Origin of the sequence: Amycolatopsis sp. A133 (assembly GCF_031082405.1) — a bacterium.
In the GTDB taxonomy this organism is placed as follows: Bacteria; Actinomycetota; Actinomycetes; order Mycobacteriales; family Pseudonocardiaceae; genus Amycolatopsis.
On record NZ_JAVHJU010000069.1, the window covers coordinates 212,887 to 228,519 of the forward strand.

At 68.5% G+C, this 15,633-nt stretch carries 14 protein-coding genes; 8 read left to right on the forward strand and 6 right to left on the reverse strand.

The genetic code is table 11. From position 1 onward, the window contains the following. Positions 1-34: 34 nt before the first annotated feature. The 3 genes from Q5425_RS42490 to Q5425_RS42500 all read left to right on the forward strand — a co-directional run bounded on the left by Q5425_RS42490 (position 35) and on the right by Q5425_RS42500 (position 4,045). Positions 35-799, forward strand: coding sequence for an enoyl-CoA hydratase (locus Q5425_RS42490; RefSeq protein WP_308678110.1), 765 nt, complete (start codon positions 35-37; stop codon positions 797-799). 259 nt (positions 800-1,058) lie between these two features. After that, positions 1,059-2,984, forward strand: a complete 1,926-nt coding sequence (locus Q5425_RS42495) for a 2-oxoacid:acceptor oxidoreductase subunit alpha (protein ID WP_308678111.1) — start codon at positions 1,059-1,061, stop codon at positions 2,982-2,984. Further along, complete coding sequence (locus Q5425_RS42500; protein WP_308678112.1) at positions 2,981-4,045, forward strand: 2-oxoacid:ferredoxin oxidoreductase subunit beta; 1,065 nt, start codon at positions 2,981-2,983, stop codon at positions 4,043-4,045. The genes Q5425_RS42495 and Q5425_RS42500 overlap by 4 nt, the downstream gene beginning before the upstream one ends. Positions 4,046-4,154: 109 nt before the next feature. On the opposite strand, the gene Q5425_RS42505 is transcribed toward Q5425_RS42500, so the two are convergent. The 3 genes from Q5425_RS42505 to Q5425_RS42515 all read right to left on the reverse strand — a co-directional run bounded on the left by Q5425_RS42505 (position 4,155) and on the right by Q5425_RS42515 (position 7,091). Then, positions 4,155-5,420, reverse strand: a complete 1,266-nt coding sequence (locus Q5425_RS42505) for a hypothetical protein (RefSeq protein WP_308678113.1) — start codon at positions 5,418-5,420, stop codon at positions 4,155-4,157. 23 nt (positions 5,421-5,443) lie between these two features. After that, entirely contained in the window at positions 5,444-6,496 is a 1,053-nt protein-coding gene (locus Q5425_RS42510; protein WP_308678214.1) for a polyprenyl synthetase family protein, read from the reverse strand. Positions 6,497-6,569: 73 nt separating this feature from the next. Then, positions 6,570-7,091, reverse strand: a complete 522-nt coding sequence (locus Q5425_RS42515) for a hypothetical protein (RefSeq protein WP_308678114.1) — start codon at positions 7,089-7,091, stop codon at positions 6,570-6,572. 1 nt (position 7,092) lies between these two features. Here Q5425_RS42515 and Q5425_RS42520 point away from each other — a divergent pair, with 1 nt between their 5' ends. The 5 genes from Q5425_RS42520 to Q5425_RS42540 all read left to right on the forward strand — a co-directional run bounded on the left by Q5425_RS42520 (position 7,093) and on the right by Q5425_RS42540 (position 10,533). After that, positions 7,093-7,368 (forward strand): hypothetical protein, encoded by a 276-nt coding sequence (locus Q5425_RS42520; protein WP_308678115.1) that lies wholly within the window; start codon positions 7,093-7,095, stop codon positions 7,366-7,368. Between the two features lie 297 nt (positions 7,369-7,665). Then, positions 7,666-7,959 carry a hypothetical protein gene (locus tag Q5425_RS42525; protein ID WP_308678116.1) on the forward strand — a complete coding sequence of 98 codons (294 nt, stop codon included), beginning with the start codon at positions 7,666-7,668 and terminating at the stop codon, positions 7,957-7,959. Beyond that, the gene (locus Q5425_RS42530) at positions 7,959-8,585 is read left to right on the forward strand and encodes a DUF3558 domain-containing protein (RefSeq protein ID WP_308678117.1); all 627 of its coding nucleotides are present in this window, start codon (positions 7,959-7,961) and stop codon (positions 8,583-8,585) included. The genes Q5425_RS42525 and Q5425_RS42530 overlap by 1 nt, the downstream gene beginning before the upstream one ends. After that, on the forward strand, positions 8,585-9,850 hold the full coding sequence (locus tag Q5425_RS42535) for a hypothetical protein (RefSeq protein ID WP_308678118.1): 1,266 nt from the start codon (positions 8,585-8,587) through the stop codon (positions 9,848-9,850). Before Q5425_RS42530 ends, Q5425_RS42535 begins: the two co-directional genes overlap by 1 nt. Then, positions 9,847-10,533, forward strand: a complete 687-nt coding sequence (locus Q5425_RS42540; RefSeq protein WP_308678119.1) for an ESX secretion-associated protein EspG — start codon at positions 9,847-9,849, stop codon at positions 10,531-10,533. The genes Q5425_RS42535 and Q5425_RS42540 overlap by 4 nt, the downstream gene beginning before the upstream one ends. Positions 10,534-10,562: 29 nt before the next feature. Here Q5425_RS42540 and nuoN read toward each other — a convergent pair whose 3' ends face one another. Genes nuoN through nuoL form a run of 3 tightly spaced genes read right to left on the reverse strand, consistent with a single transcriptional unit; the run spans position 10,563 to position 15,627 of the window. After that, positions 10,563-12,134: an NADH-quinone oxidoreductase subunit NuoN gene (nuoN, locus tag Q5425_RS42545; RefSeq protein WP_308678120.1), complete on the reverse strand. Its 1,572-nt coding sequence runs from the start codon at positions 12,132-12,134 to the stop codon at positions 10,563-10,565. 2 nt (positions 12,135-12,136) lie between these two features. Beyond that, the gene (locus tag Q5425_RS42550) at positions 12,137-13,726 is read right to left on the reverse strand and encodes an NADH-quinone oxidoreductase subunit M (RefSeq protein WP_308678121.1); all 1,590 of its coding nucleotides are present in this window, start codon (positions 13,724-13,726) and stop codon (positions 12,137-12,139) included. Then, positions 13,726-15,627 (reverse strand): NADH-quinone oxidoreductase subunit L, encoded by a 1,902-nt coding sequence (gene nuoL / locus Q5425_RS42555; RefSeq protein ID WP_308678122.1) that lies wholly within the window; start codon positions 15,625-15,627, stop codon positions 13,726-13,728. The genes Q5425_RS42550 and nuoL overlap by 1 nt, the downstream gene beginning before the upstream one ends. Between the last annotated feature and the right edge of the window lie 6 nt (positions 15,628-15,633).

Genomic DNA, 15,633 nt, shown 5'->3' on the forward strand with positions numbered 1-15,633 from the left:
TCCAGTAATACCGGACCGTGCCACGCTGGGCCGCATGACCGACCGCATCGTCAGCGAGCACTCCGGCGGCGTCGCCCTGCTGACCGTCGACGCTCCCGGCAGCCGCAACGCGCTGACCCTCGACCTCTCCGCGCAGCTCGCGGCCGCCGTCGACGCCGCGGAACGGGACGAGTCGGTGCACGCCGTCGTCGTCACGGGGACGCCGCCCGCCTTCTGCGCCGGGGCCGACCTGTCCACGCTCGCCGAGGCCGACGAGGCCGGCCTGCGCGCCGTCTACGAGGGCTTCCTCGCCGTGGCCCGGTGCGCGCTGCCGACGATCGCCGCCGTCGGCGGGGCCGCGGTCGGGGCCGGGCTGAACCTCGCCCTCGCCGCCGACGTCCGGCTGGCCGGACCGCGGGCGAAGTTCGTCGCCCGGTTCCTCGAACTCGGGCTGCACCCCGGCGGCGGGATGACCTGGATGACGCAGCGGCTGGCCGGCCCGCAGCAGGCCGCCGCGATGACGTTGTTCGGCGAGCCCCTCGACGCCGAAGCCGCGGTGCGCGCCGGGCTGGCGCTCCGGATCGTCGACGGCGGTCATGACGAACTGCTGACGGCCGCGCGTGAGCTCGCTCACCCCGCCGTGGCTGCCCCGCGCGAAGCGTTGATCGCCACCAAGCGCAGTCTCCGCACCACCGCCGGCCTGGCCCGGCACAGCGAAGCCGTCGACGTCGAGATCCGGCCGCAGCTGGCCTCGCTGGCGTCACCGGAGTTCGCCGAACGGCTTTCCCTGCTGCGGGACCGGATCCGTTCTCGGCCGTGACTCAAGCCGGTGGCCCTACCCTCCGGGAGACAGGCATCACAGCGCACCAGCGCAGCTGCCCGTTACCATCGGTTACAGGTATTTGGCGTTCTTGCCGGAGAAACAGGGGACCGCACCGAAGAGGTCGTCCAACACCCGGGACACTACCAACATCGGTGTTGAGGGCGAGCTAACCTCGGGAGTAGACCTGGTGAACGCAGCCGCGGCACCGGCAGGCGAACGGAAGCCGTACCGTCGGGAGAGAGGGAATCCCTGACCCATGAGCACGAGTGCGAACGGCAACGGCGCTGGCCACGGCTCGCTCGCCGCAACCAGGCCGACCGAGGTCAGCAAGCTGGACCGGGTGGTCATCCGGTTCGCGGGCGACTCCGGTGACGGCATGCAGCTGACCGGCGACCGGTTCACGTCCGAGGCCGCCGCGTTCGGCAACGACCTGTCCACGATGCCGAACTTCCCCGCCGAGATCCGCGCGCCACAGGGCACGATCCCCGGCGTCTCGAGCTTCCAGGTGCACTTCGCCGACTACGACATCCTCACCCCCGGCGACCGGCCAGACGTGCTGGTGGCGATGAACCCGGCCGCGCTGAAGGCGAACCTCGCCGACGTCCCGCACGGCGGCACGATCATCCTCAACACCGACGACTTCATCAAGCGCAACCTCGTCAAGGTCGGCTACGCGAGCGACCCGCTGGAGGACGACACGCTCGAGGCGTACCAGGTGCACCGGGTCGCCATGTCGACCCTGACCCAGGGCGCGCTCGCGGACACCGGCCTCGGCAAGAAGGACGCCGAGCGCTGCAAGAACATGTTCGCGCTCGGCCTGCTGTCGTGGATGTACCACCGGCCGACCGAGGGCACCGAGCGGTTCCTGCGCGAGAAGTTCGCGAAGAAGCCGGACATCGCCGAAGCGAACATCCTCGCCTTCCGCGCGGGCTGGAACTACGGCGAGACCACCGAGTCCTTCGCGACGACCTTCCAGGTCGCCCCGGCGAAGCTGACCCAGGGCACCTACCGGCAGATCACCGGCAACACCGCGCTGGCCTACGGGCTCGTCGCCGCCGGGCAGCGCTCGGGCCTGCAGATCCTGCTCGGCACCTACCCGATCACGCCGGCGTCGGACATCCTCCACGAGCTGTCCAAGCACAAGAACTTCGGCATCATCACCTTCCAGGCCGAGGACGAGATCGCCGGCATCGGCGCCGCGCTCGGCGCGTCCTACGGCGGCGCGCTCGGCGTCACCTCGACGTCCGGGCCGGGTGTCGCGCTGAAGTCCGAAGCCGTCGGCCTCGGCGTGATGGTGGAGCTGCCGCTGGTCGTCATCGACGTCCAGCGCGGCGGCCCGTCCACCGGCCTGCCGACCAAGACCGAGCAGGCCGACCTGCTGCAGGCGATGTTCGGCCGCAACGGCGAGTCGCCGGTGCCGATCGTCGCGCCGCTGTCGCCCGCGGACTGCTTCGACGCGGCCGTCGAGGCGACCCGGATCGCGCTGAAGTACCGCACGCCGGTGCTGCTGCTCTCCGATGGCGCGATCGCGAACGGCTCCGAACCGTGGCTGATCCCGGACGTCGGGTCGCTGCCCGACCTGCGGGTCGAGTTCGCGACCGAGCCCAACGCCGAGAACGACTCCGGCGAGTTCTGGCCGTACGTCCGCGACCCCGAGACCCTCGCCCGTGCCTGGGCGATCCCGGGCACACCCGGGCTGCAGCATCGCATCGGCGGGCTGGAGAAGGCCGACAAGACCGGCCACATCTCCTACGACCCGGACAACCACGACAAGATGGTCCGGCTGCGGCAGGCGAAGATCGACGGCATCGACGTCCCCGATCTCGTCGTCGACGACCCGAGCGGCGGCAAGGCCCGCGTGCTCGCGCTCGGCTGGGGCAGCTCGTTCGGCCCGATCGGCGCGGCCTGCCGCCGCGTGCGCAAGCTCGGCCTGCCGATCGCGCAGGCGCACCTGCGGCACCTCAACCCGCTGCCGGCCAACCTCGGCGACATCCTGCGCAGCTACGACAAGGTCGTGGTGCCGGAGATGAACCTCGGCCAGCTGTCGCTGCTGCTGCGGGCGAAGTACCTGGTGGACGTCCACTCGCACACCAAGGTCGCCGGGATGGCGTTCAAGGCCGAAGAGCTGCAGAACCTGTTCTCGGAGATCATCACCGGCGTTACTACGGAGGCGGCAAAATGACCGCGATCGACATCGGGCTCCCGACCGTCGGCGGCCTCGACCTTGTGCCGACGACCGAAGAGCCGCAGAAGGCCAAGGACTACAAGTCCGACCAGGAAGTCCGCTGGTGTCCCGGCTGCGGCGACTACGTCGTGCTGAACGCGGTCCAGTCGTTCCTGCCGACGCTGGGCCTCAAGCGCGAGAACATCGTGTTCATCTCGGGCATCGGCTGCTCGTCGCGGTTCCCGTACTACCTGAACACCTACGGCATGCACTCGATCCACGGCCGCGCGCCGTCGATCGCGACCGGACTGGCCACCACCCGGCCGGACCTGTCGGTGTGGGTCGTCACCGGTGACGGCGACGCGCTGTCCATCGGCGGCAACCACCTGATCCACGCGCTGCGGCGCAACGTGAACATCAAGATCCTGCTGTTCAACAACCGGATCTACGGGCTGACCAAGGGCCAGTACTCCCCCACGTCCGGGCAGGGCATGGTCACGAAGTCGACGCCGATGGGTTCGGTGGACACGCCGTTCAACCCGCTGTCGCTGGCGATCGGCGCGGAGGCGTCGTTCGTGGGCCGGGCGATGGACTCCGACCGCAAGGGCCTCACCGAGGTCCTGCAGGCCGCGGCGCAGCACCGCGGGTCGGCACTGGTGGAGATCTACCAGAACTGCCCGATCTTCAACGACGGCGCGTTCGACGTCCTCAAGGACGCCGACGAGGCCGCCGCCCGGCTGATCCCGCTGCGCGCGGGCGAGCCGATCCGCTTCGGCCCGAACCAGGAGTTCGGCGTCAAGCGCGGCGACTGGGGCGGCCTGGACGTCGCCAAGGTCGCGGACATCGGCGAAGACGACATCGTGGTGCACGACCCGTCGATCTTGGACACGTCGTACGCGTTCGCGCTGTCGCGCCTGGGCGACCAGAACCTCAACCACGTCCCGACGGGCATCCTCCGCCAGGTCGAGCGCCCGACGTACGACGACGGCGCCCGCGCCCAGGTCGAGGAGGCCCGCGCGGCCCGCACCCCGGACCTGCAGGCCCTGCTGCGCGGCAAGGACACCTGGACGGTCGCGTAACCCGCAGCTTTTCGAAGGCCGCCATGCCCGGGGCATGGCGGCCTTCGGCGTTTCGGGCCACGTTGATCTCAGGACATTTGTCCCGGACGTCAGGCCGTCCGGCCTGACGTCAGCTGAGCGGCCGGAACCCGACCCGCTCGGCGTCCTCCGCCGTCCGGAACCACACCTCGGCGACCATCTTGGGGAACTGCGCCGATTCCTTGGTGCAGTACCGCAAAGCCGTGACGCTGGCCTTCACGGCGAAGCTGTCGCTGGGTGCCCCGCCACCGGGGCGCGGCATCGCCGAACCCGGGCCGAACGGACCCGGCGGCACCGAGTCGCCCGCCGCCTGGCGGGCGGGCGGCGGCTCCGGCGCCGCGACCGCGGCGGCCGCCTGGTTCGGCTGCACCGACGGCTCGAACAGCGAGCCGCTGTGCGCGCCGGAGACGTCGGGCTCGCGGCGCTCGACCGTGCGCATCGACGGCTGGATCGGCTGCGGCGCGTCGAACCCGCCGCGCACCGCCTCCCGCCGCCGGCGCTTCGGCAGCACCTGCGTCGCCTCGGCCGGGGTCTCCGGCGGCACGTCCGGCTCGGCGTCGCCGATGTCGCCACCGAACGCGTACTGCGGCAGGTCGTCGTCGTCCGGCTCGTCGTCGTCCGGCTCGGCCTCGCGAACCGAACCGGGGTGCTCGCCGATGTACCGCGTGCGCTCCACCGGCTCCTCGAACGCCGACCGCTGGGACGGCGGCTCGTGGTCGAACCAGTCCGGCTCGGGCGCGGGCGCCGGCTCGCCGGATGGGGGCCGGAACAGCGAGCCCGCCGGGTTCGGGCCGACCTGCTGCTCGAGCCGCGGCAGCGCCTGGGTCTCGGGGTCCGCCTCGTCGTCGAACGAGTCCCCGACCGGGGCCAGGTACTGCGTCGCGGTGGCGCGGTAGGGGTCGTCCGGTTCCGGCTCGTCCTCCGGCGTCAGGAATTGGGAGGCCGCGCTCCGGTACGGGTCGTCTTCCGCGGGCTCCGGCTCCGGCTGGTGGACCGGCTCCGGCTCCGGCGCCGGCGGCATCCGCGACGGCACCTGGGCGTCCAGCTCGGCGAAGTCCTCGTCGATGTCGTCGTGGACGTCGTCGCGGTGGATCGGCGGCGCGGCGACCAGCGTGCCGGGGTAGGAGGTCTCCTGGCGGGTCGGCTCCAGCTCGGGCCGCCGGAACACCTCCGCGGTGGCGTTCACCGCGGCCGCGTTCGCCGGGGTGCGCGCGGCGTCGGCGTGGGCCTGCGCGAGCGAGCTCTCCAGCCGGCGGACGCTCTTGCGGAGCGGCAGCACGAGCACGAGCCAGGTGAGGAGGACACCGACGAAGAACGCGGCGAGGCTCCACAGCCAGACCTGTCCGAATATGGACATCTTTCCCTGCCCCTGTTAGTGCTTCAGCGCGTGCGCGCGACCAGGTAGTCGGCGACCGACTCGCACGCGTCCCTGGCGGGTGAGGCGGGCAGCGCGGTGAGCTCGGCTCGCGCGCGCTGAGCGTAGTCGGAGAGGGTGACGCGTGCTCGATCGAGTCCGCTACTGACCCGCAGCAGCTCCAGCGCCTCCTGGACGAGATCGTCTTCGGCGATCGGACCGGACAGCAGCTGCGTCAGCCGGGGGTCGGTACCCGGGTCGGCGAGCGCGTACAGCATGGGCAGCGTCCGGACGCCTTCGCGCAGGTCGGTGCCCTGCGCCTTGCCGAGCTCGTCGGACGGCGAGGCGATGTCGATGATGTCGTCGGAGATCTGGAAGGCGGTGCCGATGATGTCGCCGAACCGGCGCAGCGCCTCGATGTGCTCCTGGGCGGCGCCGGACATCATGCCGCCGAAGCGGCCGGACGTGGCGATCAGCGAGCCGGTCTTCTGGGCGATGACGGTGAGGTAGTGCGCGACGGCGTCGTCACCCGGGCCGGGGCCGACGGTCTCGCGCATCTGCCCGGTGACCAGCTCGCCGAAGGTCTCGGCGATGATCCGCGCGGCATCCGTGCCGAGGTCGGCGACGAGCCGCGAAGCGTGCGCGAAGAGGAAGTCGCCGGTGAGGATGGCGATGGTGTTGTCCCAGCGGGCGTTGACGCTCTCGGCGCCGCGCCGCATGGTGGCCTCGTCCATGACGTCGTCGTGGTAGAGCGTGGCCAGGTGCACCAGCTCGACCGCGGCGGCGGCGATGATGACGTGGTCGTCCTGCTTGGGCCCGAACTGCGCCGACAGGAGGGTGAAAAGCGGACGGAAGCGTTTGCCCCCGGCCTCGACCAGGTGCAACGCGGCGTCGTTGACGGCCTGGACGTCGCTGCGGACGACTTCACGCAGCAGCTTCTCGACCTCGGTCAGCCCGCCGGCGATGGAGCGCAGCAGGGTCTCGTCGGCGATCTGCAGGCCGACCGACGCCCGCAGGTCGTCGAGGGCGCCACCCGGCGCAGCGGGGAGGGATCCCGCCCCGGGGGCTGGGGAAGGCACAGACACGTCGGCTCCGCTCTACTCGTGCACCTCGGGTTGTCCCTTGAGCGTAGTGGCTACGTCGCGTCGTCGTTTACCCGCTGTCCTGCGGAAACGGTGACGAACATGACACCGCCCACCGCCACCCACCGGGTGGTTGGCGATCCTCGAAAGGGTGATCGCAGTTTCCGGGCGCAACGCAGGTCTCCGGCGAGCGGATATTCAGTCCTGGAAGAGCCGCCAAGACGGCCGCTCTCCGGCGGCGAGGAGACAGTGAGATGCGCAGCACCATCGTCACGGCTTTGGCGGTGACGGGCCTGGTTACTTCGGCTGTTTCGCCCGCTTCGGCGGCTTCGGTCGGTTTGCCGGGTATGGCGAACATCGGGTGGGCGGAGTTCACGAAGGAGGGCTCGAAGATCGAGGTCCCACCCCAGGGCGCTTGTTCGATCGCCGGCCCGACGAGCGCAACGGCCGAGGCGGTCTCGAGGCCGGGCATCACCTTCGGCGGCGGCACATCGTCGTGCACAACGGCGAGGTCGACGGCAACGGGCAAGAACTTCGAACTGTCGGCGTTGACGAGCGCGGGCGGACCGAGGGTGAGGCTGTCGAGTTTCACGGTGACGTGCGACGCAACGCAGACGCAGACGAGCGCGAACTGGACGTTCGGCGGGCTGTCGGGGATTCAGAACCCGCCGAACCCGGTGCCGGCGGGATATGTGTCGCCGATCAAGAAGGCGGACGGAACGGCGCTGGCGAACGCGGTATTCAACACCCAGGAACTCCCGGGCGACGGAAGCGTCGGTTTGACGATGCTGCGCATCGATTTCCTGCCCGAGTCGGGCATGAGCGGCCAGGTGACGTTGGGCCGGACGAGCTGTTCCCCAACCCCATAGACGTCACGAGGGCCGCGGCGTGGGACACCGCCGAGAGGACAGCCGCGGCCCTTGTGACCTTTGTTTTTCGAGGCGGGAACCCTGGTAGGGTGCGAGACGTCGGATACGCAGGGTGCTCGGGGTGGAGCACACTGCAAGCTAGGGGAGAGCTGATGACGACTGTTTCGGTGGTGTGGTGTGTCTGAGCCGCCGGTTTACGATCCGGGTGCGGATTGGGAGCTGCCAGGGCCTAATGGGATCCCGCGGGCTGGGTCTTATGGGGGCGGGGTTGCTGGGGGTGCGGGCTTTGAGTACGACGTGGAGACGCTTCGTGAGCTGATGCGTGAGTGGAACGACCTGGCGAACGAGTTCCGTGACGACCTACAACGCGCGCAACTGATGGCTCAGGCGCAGGCACCGGGACTCGAGTACGCGAGCGAGGGCAACGCCGAGCAAATCCGAACCTCCGGCCGAGCCTTATTGGTGACGCTCGACGAGCGGGAACGATACTGCCGGACGATGGCCAGAAAATTCGAAGTGGCTCTCGGCAAGTACGCGGCGACCGAGGACGCACACAGCTCTGCCATCAGGCAGACCGGAGGATCGCTGTGATGCGCGGAATGGCCTTTCTGCTCGGCACATCCCTGCTGGTCTTGACCGCTTGCACCGGTCGAACAGACGGCACCGCATTGCCATCGAGCCGGGAGAGCCAGTCGACGACGGCTTCGCCGCCAGATGACACTTTGCCTGGCGCCGGCGTGCCGAAGGTCGACAACCCGATCGACATCAGCCATTTTCAGCAACTTCCGTGCGACTCTTTGACTCCGGAGCAGAGTAAAGAGCTCCTCGGCCCGGACGTCACGACAAATCCTGCTGTCGACGATGAGGCCGGCCCCACTTGCCGGTGGAACGTTCCCGCCGTTTCCCAGGCTGGCGTAGGAGTGACCTACTTCAAGACCACCCGGCTCGGCCTGACTGGTATTTACCGCGCGAAAGACACCGTATATCCATTCTTCGAGCCGCTTGAGCCAATAGACGGGTACCCGACAGTCGCCTTCGGCCAAATCGACGAAAGGAGCACGAGAGGGCGCTGCCTGCTCGCGCTCGGCACGAGCGATACTCAGCAAGTCGACATATCGATATCTTTGTCTGAAGCCAAAGTCGGCAAGAAGGATCCCTGCGCGGCCGCTCACGACGTAGCGGCAAAGGTGCTGGACAATCTTCGGAAGGCGCGCTGATGGTCACCGAAATGCCGTTGACGGCAGCTCAGATATACGAACAGGTTACTGGTGGCAATGGCAGCGATTCGCTCGCCGGCGCACAAGAGGGTGCCATCGACTTGACCAATCGGATGGTTGAGCGGGCTCAGCGGATCAGCGCCCTCCGGGCCAAGACCATGTCCGGCTGGCGGGGCGATGCCGGGGACTCCGCTGCCGATGCCACGCTTCCCCTTGTGCATGCCGCCGCTGATGATGCTGTTCATCTCAAGAATGCGCAGACCGCTGTTGGGGCTCAGATGGATGCCTTTGGGACCGCCAAACACTCTGTCAAGCCCGTTGCTCCCCAGCCGCCGGAATTGGGGACCGATGATGTTCTCAATGTCATCACCGGTAAAGGGTGGGATTCCTACCACACCAAAGTTGCCGGGTGGCAGGCTGACAGCCAAGCCAACATCGATGCCTTCAGCGCCTACCACTCCGCCAGTACCGCCAATGGTGGGCAGATGCCCGCGCGGTACGCGCAACTCGCCGACTCCGGGGCTCCCGGCTCCCTGACTGACCCCGCCGCCGCCGACCGGACCGATCAGACCGACCGGACGGTCGACTGGAAGACCCAATCCACCGATACCGGCGAGTGGACGCGGAACCCGCGGCAAACTCAAGTTCCCTCACAGGACCGGCAGACCGTCCGGCCAGGGCAAACCCAGGTCACTAATCCAGTCACCGACCAGCGCCGGACCCAAGGCACTAGCCAGGACCCGGCCCAGAACCACGTAAGGCCCGGAAGCACAAACCCCGACACCACCCACGCCAACAGCTACCTCCCCAAGCCCGCCGCTCAGGGTGGGTATGAGTTCGGGCCCACCGGGCAGCCTGTCAGCAACCTGCCTGGCAGCGGGACCAACTGGCCCGGCGGTTTCGGACCCGGGACCGGCCCCTACGCCGGCGGTGGATACCCGACGGGAACCAACCCAGGAACCGGACCCGGCACAGGCACAGGCACAGGCAGCAAACCGAACCCGCCCGGCCCCCGCGCCCCCGGAAGCAGCACTGGGGCTCGCCTTCCCGAGGAACGGCTTCCCAACCCCGCCCGCGGCTCCGCCGGCCCCCGGGGTGCCAACGGCCTCCCCATGGGCACTCCGATGCCCGGACGCGGCGGCAAAGAAGAAGACCGCGAAAAGAAAAAAGCGCCCTACCTCCAAAACCCGGACCCCGACGAGACCTTCGGCGGCTTCATCGAGAAACCCATGCCCCCGGTCATCGGTGAGAACAAGAAACGATGAAATCCACCTTCTCGCTGAACACCCTGCTCACCGCCATGCGCAACGTCGGATGCGGCGACCCGCACCCCGTCTTCGCCGGCGGCCTCCGCTACGTCCCGCCGTCCGCGAAACAACAAATCACCCGCGAAGCCTTCGAAGAACTCAGCCCCTACGGCTTCACCCAAGGTGACGGCTTCACCCCCGAATTCGAAGACGTCCTCCACCTCATCGACCAGCCCGCGAAGAAATTCGTCGCCTACGCTCGAAACACCACCGAACAAATCGGGGTACTCGTAGCCGTCAAGGGCCACTCCAAAGTCAGCGTCGTTTGCCGGGGTGCGCAAGTTGAACTCGCCGGCATCGACGACGCCCACCCCGCCGACGCCCTCGTGGCCCTTCTGCCCGAATGCCCACCGGCCGCCATCAAGCCCTTCTCGCTGCCGCAAGGGGACTTCCGGGACCCGCCGGCGAGTGACATCTTCGACGACGCCCCCGCCCGCAGCCGGGAAGCGCAGGAACTCGACGCCCTCTTCCAGCAACCTCATTACGGCGTGGGGCAGCTCCAAACCGAAGGCAAAACCGTCAGCTACCTCGATCTGAAAGCCGGCCGCGTCGGGATCGCTGTCGACGACGGTTACATCAGCGTTCTGCCCGGGGAAAACAAGAACCTCAGCCACAAACTGAAAGCCGCCACCCCCTCATAAAGAGGGAGTGGCGGCCACAAACACAAACGTCAGAAAGCGAACCCGCCCGAACCGGCCCAGCCGAGGGCGAAGGCCGGGACCAAGCCCAGCACCAACGTGACCGCCGTGCCGAGGAAGATCGCCGTTCCCGTGCCGAAACCCGGGACCGACACCGAAGGGCCGTCCGCCGCCGGCTCGGAGAAGTACATCAACACGATCACCCGGAGGTAGAAGAACGCCGCCACCGCGCTGAACACCAGGGCGATCACCACCAGCGGCGCCATTCCGTCCGACAGCGCCGCCGAGAACACCACGAACTTGCCCACAAAACCGGACGTCAACGGAATCCCCGCCAACGCCAAGAGCAAGAACGTGAAGACACCCGCCACCAGAGGCGATCGCTTGGCCAGACCCGCCCACGCCGAGAGGTGCGTCGCCTCGCCCGAGGAATCGCGCACCAGGCTGATCACGCCGAACGCCGCCAGCGTCGTGAAGCCGTACGCCAGCAGGTAAAACAGCGTGCTCGAGAGGCCGTCCTTAGTCATCGCGATCGCGCCGACCAGCAGGAAGCCCGCGTGGGCGATCGACGAGTACGCCACCATGCGCTTGACGTCGGTCTGCGTCAGGCCCAGCACCGCGCCGATCACCATCGAGATGATCGCCACGCCCCAGAGGACCCCGCGCCACTCCCACGAAGTCGACGAGAACGCCACCGACAGCACCCGCAGGATCCCGCCGAACGCCGCGACCTTCGTGCACGCCGCCATGAACGCCGTCACCGGCGTCGGGGCTCCCTGGTACACGTCCGGGGTCCACGTGTGGAACGGGCCGACCGAACCCTTGAACAGCAGGCCGACCACCAGCAGACCCAGTCCGGCGAACAGCAGCGTGTCCGAGCGGTCCGAACCGGCCGCGGCGGCCGCGATGTCACCCAGCTTCACCGAGTTCGCGTAGCCGTACAGCAACGCCAGCCCGTACAGGAAGAACGCCGACGAGAACGCTCCGAGCAGGAAGTACTTGACCGCCGCCTCCTGCGAGAGGAGCCGGCGACGACGCGCGAGGCCGCACATCAGGTACAGCGGCAGCGACAGCACTTCCAGCGCGATGAACATCGTCAGCAGGTCGTTCGCCGCGGTGAACGCCATCATGCCGCCGAGCGCGAACAACGTCAGCGGGAAGACCTCGGTCTGCATGACCGTCGCCGTCTGGGCGCGGTCCTGGACCGTGCCCGGGCGGATGCCCGCCTGGGCGACGAGCGCGCCGCCCGGCTCGACCACGCGGTCGGAGATCAGCAGCACCGCGCCGACCGCCAGCGCCAGCAGCGTGCCCCAGAGGAACAATGCCGGCCGGTCGATCGAGATCGCGCCGCTGAACGTCGTGACGCCGCCGGCGGGCGCGTTGCCCGTGGCGTAGATGATCAGGCTGACGCCGGCCGCGACGATCGCCGCCAGGCTCAAGCCGACCTGGATGCCGAACCGGGACCGCTTCGCCGCGAACGCCTCGACCAGCACGCTGACGCACGCCGCGCCGAAGACGATCAGCACCGGCAGCACGGCCGCGTAGTTGACCGACGGCACCTGCACCGGCGGCTCCGGGGCCTGGGTCAGGAGGATGTCGAGCACCTTTACTTGCCTCCCTGGACCGCGGACAGCGTCTGCTGCACCGTCGGGGTGACTGTGTCGAGCACCGGCTTCGGGTAGAAGCCGAGGACGATGATCAGCACGACCAGCGGCGCGAGGATCGCGATCTCCCGGCCGTTCAGGTCGGTGATGGCCTTCTTCGCGCCCAGTTCCGGCGCGATCGCCGTGGTTACAGCGCCGCCCGACTCCACGCTGGTCGGGGTGGGAGGCCCCGTCGGGGCCGGTGACAACACAGCATCACCGCGGACCGGCCCCTGGAAGACCCGCTGGTAGAGCCACAGGACGTACGCCGCGGCCAGGACCATGCCCACCGTGGCCAGGATCGTGTACACCGGCTGGTCCACGAAGGACCCGATGAGCACCAGGAACTCCGAAACGAAGGAGTTGGTGCCCGGCAAGGACAAGGTGGACAGACCGGCGAGGAGGAACAGGCCCGCCAGCAGCGGGGTCACCTTCGCCATGCCGCCGTAGTCCGAAATGCGAGACGACCCGCCGCGCGCGATCACCAGGCCGATCACCACGATCAGCATGCCCGTCGCCAGGCTGTGGTTGAGCATGTACGTCGCCGAGCCGACCATCGCCTGCTCGTTGAACGCGAAGATGCCCAGCGAGATGAAGCCGAAGTGCGCGATGGACACGTAGGCGATGAACCGCTTCATGTCCCGCTGCCCGGCCGCGAGGATCGATCCGTACAGGACGCCGATCACCGAGAGCACCAGCACCAGTGGCGCCAGGGCCTTGCTGGCGTCCGGGAACATCGGCAGGCAGTAGCGCAGGAACCCGAACGTGCCGACCTTGTCCAGCACGCCGACCAGCAGGACGGCGACGCCGATCGGCGCCTCCCCCGCCGCGTCCGGGAGCCAGGTGTGGAACGGCACCAGCGGCGCCTTGATCGCAAACGCCAGGAAGAACCCGAGGAACAGCCAGATCTGCGTGGACAGCGGCGCGTCGCGCACCACCGTCACCAGCGTGGCCCAGTCGAACGTGCCGTGCCCGAGCTTGTCCTTCGCGAGCGAGTACGCCCCGATCGCCGACGCCAGCATGATCAGGCCGCCGAGGAACGAGTACAGGAAGAACTTCACCGCCGCGTACTGCCGGTTCGCGCCGCCGTAGCCGCCGATGAGGAAGTACATCGGGATCAGCATGATTTCGAACAGCACGTAGAACAGGAAGACGTCGGTCGCGGCGAACACGCCGATCGTGAGCGCCTCCTGCAGCAGGATCAGCGACAGGAACCCGCCCGCGCTGCGCCCCGCCGGGAGCTTGTCCATCGTGCCGAGCCCGCCGACGACGATCGGCACCAGCAGCGCGATCACCGCGATCATGACCAGCGCGATGCCGTCGACGCCGAACGAGATGTGCACGCCGAAGCTGGGGATCCAGTCGAAGCTCGACGTCATCTGCAGCCGCGCGCCCGAAGGCGAGTAGCTGAGCCAGAACGGGATCACGAGCAGGAGCTCGAGGATCGAGAACGCCAGCGCGGCCAGCACCGCGGCGCGGTCGTTCCCCTTGAGGAACGCCAGCACCAGGGAGCCGGCGAGCGGCACCAGGATGAGGATGAGCAACCAGGTCATCAGGAGAACCTCACCAGCAGGAGAGCCGCCAGAAGCAGGAACGTGCCGCCCAGCATCGACAGCGCGTAGGACCGGACGAAACCGGTCTGGAGCCGCCGCAGCCGGCCGGACCCGCCGCCGAGACCGGCGGCCAGGCCGTTGACCGCGCCGTCGACGCCGCGGTTGTCGACGAACACCAGCGCCCGCGAGAGCCAGGTGCCCGGGCGGGCGACCAGCGTCTCGTTGAGGGCGTTGCCGTACAGGTCCTTGCGCGCCGCCCGGGTCACGAACGAGACCCGCTGGGGCTGCTCGACCGGGACGTCACGGCGGAAGATCAGGATCGCGATCAGCACGCCCAGCACCGAGAACACGATCGCGGCGGCCGAAATCACCCAGGCGTCGAACGGCGCGTGGTGCGCTTCCTCCAGTTTGCCGACCGACGGCGTCAGCCAGTCGCTGAAGCGGTGGCCGAGTGCGAAGAACGCGCCCGCGCCGACCGAGCCGATGGCCAGGACCGCCATCGGGATCCACATGACCGACTTGGACTCGTGCGGGTGGAAGTCCCGCCCATCGCTGGACTTGATGTCCTTCCAGCGCTCCTTGCCGAAGAACGTCATCACCATCAGGCGGGTCATGTAGAAGGCGGTGAGCCCGGCGCCGAGCAGCGCCGCCCCGCCCATCACCCAGCCGCGCCAGCCGCCCTGGCCGAACGCCGCTTCGATGATCGCGTCCTTGGTGAAGAAACCCGACAGCGGCGGGATGCCGATCAGGGCCAGGTAGCCGAGGCCGAAGGTGATGAAGGTGATCGGCATGTGCTTGCGCAGCCCGCCGAACTTCCGCATGTCGACCTCGTCGTTCATGCCGTGCATGACCGACCCGGCGCCGAGGAACAGCCCGGCCTTGAAGAAGCCGTGCGCGACCAGGTGCATGATGCCCAGCGCGTACGCGATCGGCCCGAGGCCCACGGCCAGCATCATGTAGCCGATCTGGCTGACCGTGGAGTACGCGAGGACCTTCTTGATGTCGTCGTACGCACAGCCGATGATGCACCCGAGCAGCAGCGTCACCGTGCCGACCAGCGTGACGATCAGCCGGCCGTCCTCGGTGGCGTTGAAGATGTCCTTCGAGCGGGCCACCAGGTAGACACCGGCGGTCACCATCGTCGCCGCGTGGATCAGGGCCGAGACCGGGGTCGGGCCCTCCATCGCGTCCGGGAGCCAGGCCTGCAGCGGGAACTGGCCGGACTTACCGCAGGCGCCCAGCAGGAGCAGGAGCGCCATCGCGGTGATCGCGCCCGGCGAGAACTTGCCGTCGCCGACCGCCTGGAAGACCTGCGCGTAGCCGGTGGAGCCCGCGTACTTGAACATGATGAAGATGGCCAGCGCGAGCCCGACGTCGCCGACGCGGTTCATCAGGAACGCCTTCTTCGCCGCGGTGGCGGCGGACGGGCGGCCCTGGTACCAGCCGATGAGCAGGTAGGACGCGAGACCCACGCCTTCCCAGCCCAGGTACAGCGTCACGAAGCTGTTGCCCAGCACCAGGATCAGCATCGACGCGACGAAGAGGTTCAGGTACGCGAAGAAGCGGTACCGGCCCTCGTCGTCGGCCATGTAGCCGATCGAGTAGAAGTGGATCAGCATGCCGACGCCGGTGATGAGCAGCACGAACGTCAGCGACAGCGCGTCGATCCGGAGCCCGAAGTCGATCTGCAGCGCGCCGGCCGGGATCCACGAGTACAGCTTGGTGTCCGTCGTGGTGCCCGTGTTCGCGGAGAAGAACAGGATCAAGCCGTAGACGAAGGCCAGCGTGACGGTGGCCGAGCCGAGCAGATGCCCCCAGGCCTTGGCGCGCTTGCCCGCCAGCAGCAGGATCAGGGCGCCGAGAGCCGGGAAGGCCACCAGCAGCCACGATGATGCGGTCACTCGGTG